Genomic DNA, 13,929 nt, shown 5'->3' with positions numbered 1-13,929 from the left:
GAACGGTGTAAGTGATTGATATTCCGTTCGTGTGGTTCGGCAAGTTTAATGGACCGTTCGTGGTGAGCCTGTCGAACCATGAACGGAATCCGGAAAACGACTTTTTACGACTTCATCAAGATTATAAAGATGAAGAACAAGAGAAGTCACGTCCCACTGCGTTCTTTGCGAGAGACCGGTTTCCGATTTTGTCTTTGTGCCTTTGTGCCTGGTCTACTGAGCTTTTTTCCCCTGCAACAGATCATCCTTGAAATACTCATTCACCACATGGCTGGCGCAGAACTTCCCGCACATGGTGCAGGACTCCTCGCACTCCGGCTGCCGTTCGGCCCGGATCTGCCGGGGACGGTCGCCGGTGATGGCAAGTTCAAACTGCCGTTTCCAGTCGAGATCCCGCCGGGCCTTTCCCATCGCCATGTCCCGGTCCCGTTTTTTCAGTTTGACCATGTCGCCGATGTGGGCGGCGACCTTTGCCGCCATCACCCCTTCCCTGACATCCTCCGGCATGGGGAGGCTCAGATGTTCGGCGGGGGTGACGTAGCAGATGAAGTCTGCGCCGTAAGCCGAGGAGAGGGAGGCCCCCACCGCAGCGGTGATGTGATCGTACCCCGGCGTCACATCCGTCGGCAGGGGGCCCAAGACGTAGAAGGGGGCCTCGTTGCTCATCCGTTTCTGGATGATCACGTTCGCCTCGATCTCATCGATGGGGATGTGCCCCGGCCCTTCGACCATCATCTGGCAGCCCATCTCCTGACCGATCTCCGCCAGTTCACAGTTGATGATCAGCTCCTGCATCTGGACCCGGTCGGAGGAGTCGTGGATCGCCCCCGCCCTGTAACCATTCCCGAGGGAAAGGACGGCATCGTACTTCTTCATGATCTCCACCACCCGGTCGAAATGTTCATAGAGGGGGTTCTCCCGGTTGTTTTTCACCATCCAGGCATTCATGAGCGCCCCACCCTTGGAAACGATCCCGCCGTACCGGTATCCCTGCTTCCGGAGCCGCTCCAGAGTGACGCGGTTGATCCCACAGTGGATCGCCATGAAGGAGACGCCGTCTTCGCACTGTTCCTCGATGACGTCGAAGATCATCTCGGCGGGCATCTTCTCGGCAGCGCCGTATTTGTCCATGGCCTGCGCAAAGGCCTGGTAGAGGGGAACCGTTCCGACGGGAAGCCGGACCGCATCGATCACCGCCTTCCGGGTCTTCCGGAAATCCCCAGCCGCCGAGAGTTCCATCAAGGTATCGGCGCCCGTCTCCTCCGCAATCTTCGCCTTGCGGACCTCCAACTCTACGTCATCAATGTCGGAGGAGGTCCCGATGCTGGCGTTGATCTTGGTTCGAAGCCCTTTCCCGATTCCCACCACGTTGTGCGTATGATTCGTGTTGCAGGGGATGACGATCTTCCCCTCCGCCACCCGCCGGAGGATTATCGACGTCTCGATTTCCTCCGCCTGTGCCACCGCCTCGATCTCCGGAGTGACGATCCCGTCCCGTGCCTTTTCAATTTGAGTTGCCATGATGACCTCCTTTATGAGCCGCTCTTGTGGTAAATTTGTTGGTTCACCTGTTGCAGAATATAGTCGTATCCCTCCTCCGCATGGGGAAGAAAACAGCCGGAGCAATCCTTGACGCCATGGGTCATTCGATAATCTCCCCCGCAGTCCAGGAGGTAGAGCGGACACCAGCAGAAGAGGCAGGAACGGAAATTTTCATAGTCGTGACAGGGATAAAAACGACAGCTTTCGTGGATGAAATATTTCTCGTTCATTCCCGCTCTCGATTCCGCATGTTGGTCTTTTATTTGCGTTCCCTGTCGATCCCCGTGTTCCGATTTATGGTTTGCTTTTGCCTTTTCTTTTTTCCTGCCCTTCATGGTAAAATGTTTTGTATCTTTGATTTTGTTCTCCCCGTAACGGTCTGTGTTCCCCATGGTTCATTGTTTTTGACCCTGTCTCCTTGAATTTCCGCATGACACCGACAATATGCTCCGCGACCCGGGGGAAGGCCCCGAAGTGAAGATGGAGATAACTCCCATAAACATTGTTTACCTGGTATCCCTCGGAGATCTCCTTGTCACCTGTCCGCCGGGTTATTTTAACCGTCATCTTAAGATCGTCCGGCACATCCACGGTCCTGGAATAGTGGAACTCGTGACCCCGAAAAACCGCTCCGACGGAACCGAGAAGGTTCTCTTCCCTGATCCTCACCGTCACATAGCCTAATGCCTCCCTTCGCTCGAGCATCTTCACGTAGAAAGGGAAGACCCCGGCCATGGGATAACGGTTTCCTTCCGTGTCATAAAGACCGCTGGAAAGGTAGATCATCCCGCCGCACTCGCCATAAACCGGAAGCCCGGCTTCCGCTGCTCCGCGTATCTCCGCCAAAAGCGACAGGTTTGCGCTCAATGCCCCGGCATGCGCCTCGGGGTAGCCTCCGCCAAGGTAGAGACCGTCGATCCCTTCGGGAAGCCGGCCATCGGCAATCGGGCTGAAGGGAACGAGTTCGGCTCCCATCGACCGGAGAAGATCAAGGTTCTCTTCATAGTAGAAACAGAAGGCCTTGTCCCGGGCGATGCCGAGCCGGACGGAACGTTTTTCTGTTACAAAAGTTTTCGGCGCAGGAAGTGAATCGCTCTCCCCCGCCAGTTCCATAAGACGGTCGAGATCGACTTCACGCTCCATTCGGACCGCCAGGGCACCGACCCAGTCATCGGTCAGCGCCTCCGCCGCGTCCGTGGTCAGCCCGAGGTGACGCTCGGGAAGGGCCAACCCGCCATCCCGTTTGAGAGCGCCGATCGGTTCGGCCCGGCAGTTCAAACACACCGCGTCGAAAAGCCACTCTTTGTGCCGGACGCCGCCGGTATTATTAAAGATCACGCCGGCCACGGAGAGTTCTTCATCGAAGGTTTCAAACCCCCTGACAAGGGCGGCGGCGCTCCGCGCCATTGATCCCGCATTTACAACGAGGATCACCGGGGCGCCGAGCCACTTCGCGATCTCGGCCGTGGATCCGGCATCCCCTGCCGCGTCATATCCGTCGAAGAGTCCCATTACCCCTTCGATCACGGCGATATCCGCTCCCGCGGCCACCCGCCCGAAGGTTTTCAGGACCGCCTCCTTACCCATCATCCAGCCGTCGAGGTTGTAGCTCGGCCGCCCGCAAACCCGCCGGTGGAAAAGGGGATCGATATAGTCGGGACCGGCCTTGAAAGGGGCCACGGTCAAACCCCGTTTTGCAAAGGCGGTCATCAGCCCCAGCGCCACGGTCGTCTTTCCCGCCCCGCTCGATGTCCCGGCAATAATTAAGGTTCTCAACAATTGGATCCTTTCATTCGATACGGATGCGTTGCTTTTCTTTGCGCCCTCTGCGTCCTCTGCGTCCTCTGCGAGAGGCAGGTTTTGGTGTTCCCTCTTCTGCCTTTCTCCGCGTCCTTTGCGTCTCTGCGGTGAAATGCTTTCGATTTTGACTCACCCATTCATCAAGGTAACCTGGGCAAACCCGTCATCATAGTAGTCGATCACGTTCAGGCAGCCGAACCCCTGGCCGATCCGGAAGATCCCGCGGAGCTCCATTTTCAGCGCATGCGCCAGGATCACCCGGTTTACCCCGCCGTGGGCCACGATGAGGATCGCTTCCCCCCGGTGCCGTTCGACGATCGGAAGATAGGCCGCAAGGACCCGTTCCGAGAGATCGTGCAGACTCTCCCCCCCTGGCGGCCGGACGGCGTTGACGTCCTCCCGCCATGCGGCGAAGAGCCGGGGAGAATGTTCCCGGATCCCCTCGAAGGTCAACCCCTCCCATTCTCCAAAGCTCCGCTCCTGCAGTTCCGGAACGATCTTTCCAGGGAGATTCCATCCTTTCCCGATGATCTCCATCCCCTCCCGGGTCCGCAGGAGCCCGCTGCAGTAAAGGGCGGAGAGCCTCTCACCGGGAAGACGATCCCGGATTGCCGCCATCTGCGCCCGTCCCCGGTCCGTGATCGCGACGTCGGTACGGCCGTTATAGACACCGGATGCGTGGTTCTCCACCTCGCCGTGCCGGGCAAGATAGACCCGGGTCCTCGTCGACTTTTCCCGTTCCGGTTTCAAAGGACCGCCGCTCCACAAAGAAGAAAGAGGGCCTCGGCCACTTCGCCGGCAAAACCCTGCGTGTCACCGGTTACACCGCCGAGACGTTTCACAAAGAAGCGCCGCCCCGATTCCGTCGCCAGCACAACGATGAAGATGAGAAGCAATCCTTTCATGCCGAGGAGCAAGAGGGTGGGAACCGAGGTGACAATCAGTCCCGTCAGGAATTCCCTCTTTCCGGCATGATCGGCAAAGGCCTTCCCCGTGCCTTCTTCTCTCCGTGCATAGGAGGAGAAGGCCGCCTGCTGCAGCATGGCCAGCCGTCCCGCGGCGGGGAGACAGAAGAGGACCGCCCCCTTCGCCATCTCCGGGTTCTCGATCAGGGCAAAGACCTTGACCATGATCAGGAGTACCAGCCCCACGACTCCGACCGCTCCGATCCGGCTGTCCCGCATGACGGCCAGGACCGACTCCCGGTCCCGCCCGCCGGCGAATCCGTCGAGGACGTCGGCGAATCCGTCTAAGTGCAGGGCGCCGGTCATGACCACCAGCACGGCGATCAGGATGAGCCCTTCGAGCGACGCGGGGAAAACCGGCCGGAGCAAAAGGTGCAGTGTCAGGAGGATACCGCCCAGCATGAACCCTACGCCGGGAAAGAGCGTCATGGAAGCGGCCATCTCCCCGGACGTACGCTCCCCCTCCTTCCCGACCGGGATGACCGTCAGAAAGCGCCAGGCCGTGGCGAATTTTTGAAAAAGATTTCGATTCATTCCGTAACCTTCGGACCGTTCCCTTCCGTTACCCCCGCCTCGGTAAAGGTCAGGACTTCGGTCAACACCTTGACACCCGCCTCGACGATATGGAATGCAAGGGCGGCGCCGGTCCCCTCGCCGAGACGGAGATCAAGGTCGAGAAGGGGAGAAAGCCCCATATGGTCAAGCATTACCTGGTGCCCGATTTCCACCGAACGGTGGCCTGCGATCATATAGTCGGAGACGCGCGGTTGCAGGGCATGGGCGACCAAGGCCCCCGCCGTGGAGATCAACCCGTCGATGACGACGGGGATCCTCCGGGCCGCGGCTCCCAGGATCAGGCCTGCGATCCCGCCGATCTCAAATCCCCCGACCTTCGCCAGGACGCCGACCGGGTCCGAAGGATCGGGACGGTTGATCCCGATTCCTCTTTCGATCACCTCCACCTTGTGCCGGAGGGTCTCCGCTCCGATCCCCGTCCCCCGCCCGGTCACCTCGGCCGCGGGTCGTCCGCAGAGGACGGCGGCAATGGCGCTGCTCGGCGTGGTATTCCCGATCCCCATGTCCCCCGTGCCGACGAGGTCGAGACCCCGGCCGTATTTTTCGATGAGACCGATCCCGGCGGTCAGTGATGCCTCCGCCTCTTCCCGGGTCATGGCCGGTCCCTTCGTGAAATTTTTCGTCCCCCGTGCGACCTTGCAATGCTCAACGCCGTTCAATTCCTCAGGATCGGCATTGACGCCGATGTCGACGACAATCACCTCGGCACCGACATGGCGGGCCAGCACGTTGATCCCGGCGCCGCCCCGGACGAAATTCTTCACCATCTCCCGGGTCACCTCCTGCGGAAAGGCGGAGACCCCTTCCGCGACCACGCCGTGATCCCCGGCAAAGGTGAAGACCTTCTTCGTGCGGATCTCGGGACGAAGGGTGTTACGGATCAGGGCCACCTGCTTGCCGAGGGACTGGAGCCGGCCCAGCGCACCCGGAGGAATGGCCAGGTCGTCGAGGCGGGCCTGGACCTTCTCCGCCAGAGCGGGATCGAAGGGTTGGATGGCTGCGAGGGTGGTTTTGATCTTTGTGTATGTGTTATCCATGGTCTTCTCTGCGTCCTTCGCGCCTTTGCGGTGAAAGCTTCTTGCCTTTTCTATAACGTTTAGCTTTTATTCGTGAAATTCGTGGCCGGTTTTTCGCCTTTCAGTTGCAGCGGGATCCCCATCGAGACGAGGTATACCCTGCCCGCCGCTGAGGCAAGGATCCTGTTGGCCGCCCCGGCGAGGTCACGAAATCTCCGCCCCAAGCGACTCTCCGGCACGATACCCGACCCGACCTCGTTGGTGACGGCGATCACCCGCTCCGGGAAGGCCCTGAGCGCACCGGCCAGTTCGTTCACTTCCCGCAGGATCCGTTCATCGTCCCACTTCCTTTCGATGATCAGGTTGGCGATCCAGACGGTAATGCAGTCGATGAGAAGGAGCCTTGCCGCAGGATCGAGAGAGCGGACAAGCCCGACGAGTTCCAGCGGTTCTTCGAGGGTCTCCCATGAATCCCCCCGTTCCCGCCGGTGCCGTTCAATTCGTTCTTTCATCTCCGCATCAGTGACACGGGCCGTGGCCGCAAAGATCCGCCGCCCTTCAACCTTGTTTGCAAGCCTGAGCGCAAGATCGCTCTTTCCCGACCGGGCCCCGCCGGTTATGAATGTGAAGTTTCCCATCGCAGCAGACCTTCTTTCCGTTATTTAAGATAACCTTCAGAGAAGGGAGACGGGGGCACAAAAAAACCCCGATTTTCGAAGAGAAAAACGGGGTCCAAGATTGCACATCGGTTCACCTCCCTTATTCCTCGAAGTCCGGTGAAATTCTGGTTTTTCAGGCAGGTCTTCTGGCTCTCAGGTTCCTTCGATATCTTATCGAAGTTGACCGCTGCGCCTTCCCGTCCTTCATTCGGACAGTGGCATCAAGCAACGGTTTATACCCGATTACAGCGGCGGGTCCGCGAGGGATTCACACCCTCTTCCCTTTTCAGCCTTTACGGCACCTGAAAAAATGTAGAGCTAATTTAGCACCGTGAACCCGGGGGTGTCAACAAAAAAAACGATCATTTCCCCTTGACATCGGAGAACTCTACTGGTATATACAAGACAAAGTATATCTTACTTGTATTGTTTTGGGTCTGAATCAATCACAAGGAAGGAAAAATCATGTGCATGGCCATCGAGAAGAAATGCAGTTGCAATCAGGAAAGCGCCCGCTTTCACCATCAGAATTCAATCCTCCCTTTTGAGACCATCGCGAATCTCTATTGTCCCGCCTGCAGCAAAAACGTGGAATTCAATGCGGCGACGATGATTGCCGACAACGGGTGGATTATTGAATATGACATGACGGTCGCTGAAATCTATGGAGAAAAAATGGGCTTAACGGGAGATCAACTGACCCCCGAGAGGATCTTTGATGAAGGCTACTGCACCTGGCAGGGGTTTACCCCCAACGATCTGAAACAGGCCAATGAAGAGAAAGAACAGTTGGCCGAACTTGCAAAAACGGACATGAAGAGGTACATTCAATCCATGAAAGAGTGGAGTGTCAATCGGCACAGGAAACTCCACAAGGAAGGGTGGAGAAAAGCCGGAGAAACAGTGGGAGTTTAGCCCGACAAGAGGAGGAAAAACTGATGATCCGGGTTTACGTCTGCGAGGATTGTACGAACGAAGTTCCCTATTCGGAGGAGTTACCGGAGCCGTGCCGTTGCGGCGCTGACCGGGGCTGCTGGGTCGTCACGGAAAAGCCGGAACCCCGCTGTGGTGGTGAGTCCAAGTAATCCGGTTACAAATTATATCCCGTCCTCTACCGTCGGGTGAGCGGCATCTCCTCCTCAGCCGTATCCCGCGGCAAGCGGGGTATAAAGGGGCCTTCCACTCCCCCTCCTCTTGTGGGAGGCCCCGTTTTTCTTAGAACAGCTCCGCTCACTTCCCTTTTCCCGCATGACTGCGTTGTTGCGGTGCTCGAATCCTCAACGTATACAAAATACGCCTCCGGTTTTGCGCTCCTCACGCCTTGTCCTGCGGGAAAATTGAAGCAACCTGAGCAGTTCCCGTTTTTCTGTAACAGCTCCGCTCACTTCCCTTATTAAGATTCCTCCAAGACAACCCGCTGTCTGGATAGGTGCAGTTCTTTCACCCTCCCCCGGACGGTCTTTTCTTCTCCAAAGATATCCCGCAAGAGCACCGAGTCCTCCTCCTGCCGGAGAAAATCGAGACTTTCCATCACCAGTTCCTCTTGATCCCCGTGCAGCAGGTAGGCATTGGAATCACACATGATGATCTCCTTTCAACAACTTCCTCGCCTTTTTAAAGTGTGCGTTCATCTCCCTGGAGAGGGTCAGGGCCTTTCCGATCTCCCGGGCTACATCGGCCCGTCCTGACTGCTCCGCTCGGTTCATCCACGTCTTGTACCCTTCCCCGTGGGATTCGTTGTGCTCCATCCAGTGATGCAGCAGGTGATCGAGTTTTTCAAGCAAACCTTTTTCCTCATCGGTCATTCGGTTCTCCCTTCTATCCGTTTTTCACATCTTTCTTGAGTTCCGCGAGACGATTCAACGCCTCCAGCGGGGTCATGTTCTGAACATCGAGGCGCTGCAATTCCTTCAGGACGGGATGGGGACGCCCGGCAAAAAGATCGGGCTGAAAAAGTACATGTTCCCCTGACTCCTGGTGGGCAATCACCGGTTCGCCATCCTCGCCCAGTTCGCTCCGTTCCAGATTCTCCAGCACCTCCTTTGACCGTTCAATCACTTCGGGCGGAAGACCGGCCAGGCGGGCCACCTGGATACCGTAGCTCTTGTCGGCGCCTCCTTCAACGATCTTTCGCAAAAAGATAATCTCGTCATTCCACTCCCGCACGGCGATATTACAGTTCTTCACCCCTTCAAGGGTCATCGCCAATTCCGTCAACTCATGGTAGTGTGTGGCAAAGAGGGTGCGGGCGCGGATCCGGTTGTGAATGAACTCCGCCACGGCCCAGGCGATACTGACACCATCGAAGGTACTCGTCCCCCGGCCGATCTCATCGAGAATAATCAGACTCCTTGAGGTCGCGTTATGGAGGATATTGGCCGTCTCGTTCATCTCCACCATGAAGGTACTCTGCCCCCGGATCAGGGCATCGGAGGCACCGACCCGTGTGAAGATCCGGTCCACCACACCGATCTCCGCCGCCGCCGCCGGGACAAAACCTCCCATCTGGGCCATGAGAACAATGAGGGCGACCTGACGCATGTAGGTCGATTTGCCCGCCATGTTGGGGCCGGTAATGATGAGAAGACGATCCTCTTCGGTGTCCATATCGGCATCATTCGGTACAAAGCTCCCGGATGGATCAAGGACCTCCAGAACGGGATGACGCCCTTCCCGGATCATCAGCGCCGTTCCCCCGGAGATCTTCGGCCGCACGTAACGGTGCTCTCGTGCCGCCTCCGCCAGGGAGGACAGGGCGTCGATCTCCGCCAGGACCGATGCGGTCTGCTGGATCCGTCGCCGTTCGGCCGCGACCTCTTCCCTGACGGCACGGAAAAGATCATATTCCAGTTCCACGATCCGCTCCTGGGCGCCCAGCACCTTGGCCTCATATTCCTTGAGTTCCGGCGTGATGAACCGCTCGGCATTGACCAGGGTCTGTTTGCGGACATAGTCGTCCGGGACATCCCCAAGATTGGCCTTCGTCACCTCGATGTAGTACCCGAATACCTTGTTGAACTTGACCTTGAGGTTTGAAATCCCCGTCCGCTCCCGTTCCCGGTTTTCGAGCCTGGCGATCCACCCTTTGCCTTCCCGGCCGATACTCCTCAGTTCATCCAGCTCCGCGGAATAGCCGTCGGCAATCAAACGCCCTTCCCGGAGATTCAGCGGAGGATCTTCATGAATGGCATCTTCAATCCCTTCCCGAACATCCTGAAGTTCATCGATCCCCTGCCGGAGTTCCGTCAGCAGGGGCGCCGGCAGATCCTTCAGCAGTTCCTTGATCTCCGGCAGGGGGGCAAGCGATTCCGCCAGGGACAGCATGTCCCGCCCATTGGCCACGCCGAGGGTAATGCGGCCGGTGAGCCGTTCCATGTCATGGACGGAATCGAGCCGATCCCGCAGATCGTCGAGTAACGCAGGATCGTCATGCAAATCGGCAACCGCTCCCTGGCGCCGGCGAATCTCATCGGGATCGAGGTGCGGACTCAAAAGAGACTTCCGGAGGGTCCGTCCCCCCATGGCCGTCCGGGTCCGATCCAGCACGGCAAGGAGGGAACCTTTCCTGCCCCCATCGAGATTGCACCGCACCAGTTCCAGGTTTCGGATCGTAGCCGAGTCGAGGAACATCCTCTTCCCGTCCCGGAGAACACGGATCCCCTGGATATGGGAGACCGCTCCCTTCTGGGTCTCTTCGATATAGTACAGCAGCGCCCCGGCCGCAGCGACACCGAACGGAAGATCGTCACATCCGAAGCCTTCGAGCGTCGTGGTCTCAAAATAGCGGGTCAATTTCCGGTAGGTTTCCGCCTTCTGAAAGGCCCACCCCGCCATCGGCTGGACCGGTACTCCGGGGAGATCCCGGCGGACCTCCAGCAGGAGGGGGGAGTCCTGCTGTTCCTCGGGCACGATCAATTCCTTCGGCTCGAAGGTCCCGAATCGTCCGAGCAGGAATTCCGCAAGCCCCTCTCCCTTCTTTTCCGAGACCAGAAATTCGCCCGTCGTCAGGTCGAGAAAGGCAAGGCCCACCGCCCCGTTCTCGGCAACGAGGGAGGCCAGGAAATGATTCTCCCGTTCTTCGAGCATCCCTTCTTCCAGGACGGTCCCGGGCGTGACGACGCGGACCACTTCCCGCTTGACGATCCCCTTGGCCTTTTTGGGATCCTCGACCTGCTCGCAGACAGCCACCTTGAAACCGTTTCGGACCAGCTTGGCGATATAGCCGTCACCGGCATGAAAAGGAACACCGCAGAGAGGGATATCCGTCCCCTCTGATTTCCCCCGCTTGGTCAGGGCAATCTGGAGGACCCTGGACGCCTTCCTGGCATCTTCGTTGAACATCTCATAAAAATCCCCCATGCGGAAGAAGAGTATCGCATCCCTATACCTGGATTTGATCTCAGTATATTGCCGCATCAGGGGCGTCATGCCGGACATGCAACCCCCTCTTTCCACTGCAAGCACGAAGGATTACCTGATCTTCCCCGCCGCCCGCCAGCCGAGTTCGTAAAAGTCGGTCATGCAGGAAGGACACCTGGGCCAGACAATTCCAAGGATCACGTAGATCTTGTCTCCGAGATAGTCTACACTGAAAAAATTATGATCCAGTGCGATCCCTCCGCTCTGCAGTTTCTTCCCTTTAAACCTTGAATAGACATTCAGAAGCCCGCCGGAAACACGGGCATGATGCTGATCCGCGACCTTCCTGGCCTCATCGCTCCGCTCCGCGCAGATGACCTTCACATCATCGGAATCAATCTCGATCACCACCTTCCGAACCAACGGTTTGGGCAGGTTGACCATCCGCACCCGGGAGGACTTCCGCACCGCATCAAGGATGGCCTTCTCCCCTTCTTCCGGATCGTAGAGGGTCATGATATTCAACACATCCATCGCATCGGTGAGGAGGATCTCCCGATGCATGGACTGGATACAACGGACACACCGTCGGTAAGTGATACTTCCGATATTGAGTATCCGGTCACCCTCATACCAGATGTTGAAGATCCGGTTCTTGACGAAGACCTCTCCCTTTTCCACCACCCGACCGTAAAAGGTCCCCTTCATCCGGACGGAAGTGAAGATTTCACTCCCCAGCGCCCGGATGTCATCAGGCAGACCTTCAATCCGGTTGTCATAAAGAGTGACCTTCTTCCCCTGGAGAAGGGGAATCCACTCCCGGATCAGAAAGAGGGGAAGATTGATCAGTTCAACCGCCTTGCTCCTTTCCAGCGAATTGCGGATGGCCTGAAGCCCCTCTTTTAGAGTAAAGATCTCATCAACCTGCATCTCCAGGAGAGCCATGACCAAACCCTTCCATTGTTGTATCCGGCCTGATACGATACAACAACAACGTACCTTTGACAAATCTTTTTCACGGCAGAGTCGGGGTGAGCAGGGGAATAGAACGGATCAGAGGACTTCCGCAGGCTGTTCGGCTTTTTCAATAATTCCCACGGTCCGGAGTCCCATGAGAATACGGCAGATTTCAAAATCTCCAAAAGAAAGTTCCCGGCAGATCTCCTGGATACTCCTGGCCTCCCGGAGGGTCTCCAGAACTTTCTTTTCCTTCGGCTTCAGATAGAGGCTCTCCTGAATCTTCCCGGCACCGGGACAACAACGGTAAAGGTTTTCGAGGGGACCGATCTCCCGCCGGACAATACGCCAGTCCTGAATCCGTCTTGTCCCCTCGAGGATCAGATCGAGGGTCCTGGTTTTCAGCGTGATCGGCTCATCTTTTAAAGGCCCCATAGAGATAAAGGTAAAACTCCCCCGATCCCACAGGAAGAGGCTCATGATGATCTCCTTGACCTGCTCCTTCACGGCCCAGTTCAGATTCCTGCGGGAGATGATCCCGAGTTCCACGAGGATCTCCCCATGACGCCGGTTCGGCGTCATCAGTTCGGAAGACCTCTCGAAATCCTCACAGGAAAGAATCCCGTTCCGGAAGAGAAAGGTGCCGAGACGATCGTTTTCCCAATTCGAGGTCGCAAAAACAATATTGCCGGAATTGAAAAAGATCGATTTCTTCATCAGCTCCCGATCGAGGGAGAGCATCCCCGTTTCAGACCGGTCACAGAGAGATTTCAGAATCACGGCAAGGGAGGTATTTCGAAGATCTCCCTCTTGTTCAAAATAAATCTGCATGAAGGTTCCCTTTTGAACGAACAAAGAATGAATGGTGCGGATATAAGATTCATTATATTACGACTTGGGGAGACTGACAACGAAGATCTTTTCGAAAACCCGGGCAATCCGGTCGGTATAACAATATCCGTAAAGCAAATAAGCTTTTATTTTCATCATGTTAACAAATAACCAGGGCCCTTGACAGTCGGAAAATCGGGATTATAATGTAGGCAGTGAGGAACCCGGGTTCAAGGCAAAACCACTCTTATTTGCAGGCTGCAAAAGCCGTTTATCAAGGGAGGTGATTCGAATGAAAGGTCTGACACGCTGGGATCCTTTCAGGGAACTTTCAACACTGCACCATGATGTGGATGAACTTTTCCGGCGAGCCTTCGGAGACTTCGGCGGATTCGGTCGTCTGCTGAAGGAAGGGAGCCGCTATCCCCTCCTGGAGACGTACACGCAGGAAGATCGTTTCTACCTGAAGGCTCATGTCCCCGGCATGGATCCGGAGAAGATCGACGTCTCGATCATGGGCAACCAACTCATTCTGAAGGGAGAAAGCCGGGAAGACAAGGATGTAAAAGAGAAAGACTACATGCTCCGGGAGATCCGTTACGGTGCGTTTGAACGGTCCGTCCCCCTTCCGGAAGGCGTCGACACGGACGATCTTCATGCCGAATTCGAAGAGGGGATGCTGGTCATCAGCGCCCCGGTAAAAGAAGAAGGAAAGGCAAAGAAGATCCCCATTGAAATCCCGAAAAAAGGGATCAAGGCGGCCTGAGATATACCGCCTGAAGAAAAAAAAGACAGGCAGAAAAACTGCCTGTCTTTTTTTGTTCTTATCCGCCCCTTTCCCTGCAAACCCTTCCGGAAAAATAATAGATTCTTGCAACATGATCTGATAGAATCTTTTTATGATTGATCGCGGAAAAGGAGAATTATCCCCCGCTATTCGGAGTCAATCACACTGAAACGTCCCCATGATTTCTTTACGATATGCGGCTTCCGGCGGCATTCACAATAAAGCGATCCCGGGGCAACCGGCTTTTCCCATCCCGGGCCGGGCCGTTGACGACTTCCTGCAAAATCGTCTCATGAACAAAAGGAGTGCATATGGGCCAGAACATCGTCCGGAAAATCCTCTCACGACATCTTGTTTCAGGAAGACTTACCCCTGGAGAGGAGATCGGGATCAAAATCGACCAGACCCTGACGCAGGACGCCACGGGAACCATGGCC

The 13,929-nt window shown here is 56.6% G+C and carries 15 protein-coding genes and 1 riboswitch; of the genes, 3 read left to right on the top strand and 12 right to left on the bottom strand.

What is annotated here, in order from left to right:
- Positions 1–213 precede the first annotated feature (213 nt).
- The 7 genes from thiC to cobU all read right to left on the bottom strand — a co-directional run bounded on the left by thiC (position 214) and on the right by cobU (position 6,537).
- Positions 214–1,521: a phosphomethylpyrimidine synthase ThiC gene (gene thiC, locus GXP58_09015; GenBank protein NOY53745.1), complete on the bottom strand. Its 1,308-nt coding sequence runs from the start codon at positions 1,519–1,521 to the stop codon at positions 214–216.
- Between the two features lie 11 nt (positions 1,522–1,532).
- Positions 1,533–1,772: a metal-binding protein gene (locus tag GXP58_09010; protein NOY53744.1), complete on the bottom strand. Its 240-nt coding sequence runs from the start codon at positions 1,770–1,772 to the stop codon at positions 1,533–1,535.
- A 64-nt stretch (positions 1,773–1,836) separates the two neighbouring features.
- Complete coding sequence (locus GXP58_09005) at positions 1,837–3,318, bottom strand: cobyrinate a,c-diamide synthase (GenBank protein NOY53743.1); 1,482 nt, start codon at positions 3,316–3,318, stop codon at positions 1,837–1,839.
- Between the two features lie 153 nt (positions 3,319–3,471).
- Positions 3,472–4,092, bottom strand: a complete 621-nt coding sequence (locus GXP58_09000) for a histidine phosphatase family protein (protein NOY53742.1) — start codon at positions 4,090–4,092, stop codon at positions 3,472–3,474.
- Positions 4,089–4,841, bottom strand: a complete 753-nt coding sequence (cobS, locus tag GXP58_08995; protein NOY53741.1) for an adenosylcobinamide-GDP ribazoletransferase — start codon at positions 4,839–4,841, stop codon at positions 4,089–4,091. The genes GXP58_09000 and cobS overlap by 4 nt, the downstream gene beginning before the upstream one ends.
- Positions 4,838–5,920: a nicotinate-nucleotide--dimethylbenzimidazole phosphoribosyltransferase gene (gene cobT / locus GXP58_08990; protein NOY53740.1), complete on the bottom strand. Its 1,083-nt coding sequence runs from the start codon at positions 5,918–5,920 to the stop codon at positions 4,838–4,840. The genes cobS and cobT overlap by 4 nt, the downstream gene beginning before the upstream one ends.
- A 59-nt stretch (positions 5,921–5,979) precedes the next feature.
- Positions 5,980–6,537, bottom strand: a complete 558-nt coding sequence (gene cobU / locus GXP58_08985) for a bifunctional adenosylcobinamide kinase/adenosylcobinamide-phosphate guanylyltransferase (GenBank protein ID NOY53739.1) — start codon at positions 6,535–6,537, stop codon at positions 5,980–5,982.
- 139 nt (positions 6,538–6,676) lie between these two features.
- A riboswitch (cobalamin riboswitch) is annotated at positions 6,677–6,879 on the bottom strand.
- A 144-nt stretch (positions 6,880–7,023) separates the two neighbouring features.
- Here cobU and GXP58_08980 point away from each other — a divergent pair.
- Together GXP58_08980 and GXP58_08975 are read left to right on the top strand one after the other, a co-directional pair.
- On the top strand, positions 7,024–7,473 hold the full coding sequence (locus GXP58_08980) for a hypothetical protein (GenBank protein NOY53738.1): 450 nt from the start codon (positions 7,024–7,026) through the stop codon (positions 7,471–7,473).
- 23 nt (positions 7,474–7,496) lie between these two features.
- Positions 7,497–7,643, top strand: coding sequence for a hypothetical protein (locus tag GXP58_08975; GenBank protein ID NOY53737.1), 147 nt, complete (start codon positions 7,497–7,499; stop codon positions 7,641–7,643).
- A 308-nt stretch (positions 7,644–7,951) separates the two neighbouring features.
- Here the strand turns inward: GXP58_08975 and GXP58_08970 are convergent, their stop codons facing one another.
- The 5 genes from GXP58_08970 to GXP58_08950 form a co-directional block, all read right to left on the bottom strand.
- Entirely contained in the window at positions 7,952–8,140 is a 189-nt protein-coding gene (locus GXP58_08970) for a CooT family nickel-binding protein (GenBank protein NOY53736.1), read from the bottom strand.
- On the bottom strand, positions 8,133–8,363 hold the full coding sequence (locus GXP58_08965; GenBank protein NOY53735.1) for a hypothetical protein: 231 nt from the start codon (positions 8,361–8,363) through the stop codon (positions 8,133–8,135). Before GXP58_08965 ends, GXP58_08970 begins: the two co-directional genes overlap by 8 nt.
- A 13-nt stretch (positions 8,364–8,376) precedes the next feature.
- Complete coding sequence (gene mutS, locus GXP58_08960; GenBank protein NOY53734.1) at positions 8,377–10,995, bottom strand: DNA mismatch repair protein MutS; 2,619 nt, start codon at positions 10,993–10,995, stop codon at positions 8,377–8,379.
- Between the two features lie 33 nt (positions 10,996–11,028).
- A complete protein-coding gene (locus GXP58_08955; GenBank protein ID NOY53733.1) occupies positions 11,029–11,862 on the bottom strand; it encodes a hypothetical protein in 834 nt (277 codons plus the stop codon).
- 108 nt (positions 11,863–11,970) lie between these two features.
- Complete coding sequence (locus tag GXP58_08950) at positions 11,971–12,705, bottom strand: DUF4388 domain-containing protein (protein ID NOY53732.1); 735 nt, start codon at positions 12,703–12,705, stop codon at positions 11,971–11,973.
- A 292-nt stretch (positions 12,706–12,997) separates the two neighbouring features.
- On the opposite strand from GXP58_08950, the gene GXP58_08945 reads away from it, so the two are divergent.
- Entirely contained in the window at positions 12,998–13,471 is a 474-nt protein-coding gene (locus GXP58_08945) for an Hsp20/alpha crystallin family protein (protein NOY53731.1), read from the top strand.
- Positions 13,472–13,929: the final 458 nt, after the last annotated feature.

The sequence above is a fragment of the Deltaproteobacteria bacterium genome (assembly GCA_013151235.1).
In the GTDB taxonomy this organism is placed as follows: Bacteria; CG2-30-53-67; CG2-30-53-67; order CG2-30-53-67; family CG2-30-53-67; genus JAADIO01.
The sequence above is the reverse complement of the archived record's forward strand: the minus strand, read 5'-3'. Positions and strand labels throughout refer to the sequence as shown.

Excerpts from the sequence above, each read along its gene's own strand:
- mutS (NOY53734.1), bottom strand. The coding sequence starts at position 10,995 with ATGTCCGGCATGACGCCCCTGATGCGGCAATATACTGAGATCAAATCC.
- GXP58_09010 (NOY53744.1), bottom strand. The coding sequence starts at position 1,772 with ATGAACGAGAAATATTTCATCCACGAAAGCTGTCGTTTTTATCCCTGT.
- GXP58_08955 (NOY53733.1), bottom strand. The coding sequence starts at position 11,862 with ATGGCTCTCCTGGAGATGCAGGTTGATGAGATCTTTACTCTAAAAGAG.
- GXP58_08950 (NOY53732.1), bottom strand. The coding sequence starts at position 12,705 with ATGCAGATTTATTTTGAACAAGAGGGAGATCTTCGAAATACCTCCCTT.
- cobU (NOY53739.1), bottom strand. The coding sequence starts at position 6,537 with ATGGGAAACTTCACATTCATAACCGGCGGGGCCCGGTCGGGAAAGAGC.
- cobT (NOY53740.1), bottom strand. The coding sequence starts at position 5,920 with ATGGATAACACATACACAAAGATCAAAACCACCCTCGCAGCCATCCAA.
- thiC (NOY53745.1), bottom strand. The coding sequence starts at position 1,521 with ATGGCAACTCAAATTGAAAAGGCACGGGACGGGATCGTCACTCCGGAG.
- GXP58_08980 (NOY53738.1), top strand. The coding sequence starts at position 7,024 with ATGTGCATGGCCATCGAGAAGAAATGCAGTTGCAATCAGGAAAGCGCC.
- GXP58_08945 (NOY53731.1), top strand. The coding sequence starts at position 12,998 with ATGAAAGGTCTGACACGCTGGGATCCTTTCAGGGAACTTTCAACACTG.
- GXP58_08975 (NOY53737.1), top strand. The coding sequence starts at position 7,497 with ATGATCCGGGTTTACGTCTGCGAGGATTGTACGAACGAAGTTCCCTAT.
- GXP58_08970 (NOY53736.1), bottom strand. The coding sequence starts at position 8,140 with ATGTGTGATTCCAATGCCTACCTGCTGCACGGGGATCAAGAGGAACTG.
- cobS (NOY53741.1), bottom strand. The coding sequence starts at position 4,841 with ATGAATCGAAATCTTTTTCAAAAATTCGCCACGGCCTGGCGCTTTCTG.
- GXP58_08965 (NOY53735.1), bottom strand. The coding sequence starts at position 8,363 with ATGACCGATGAGGAAAAAGGTTTGCTTGAAAAACTCGATCACCTGCTG.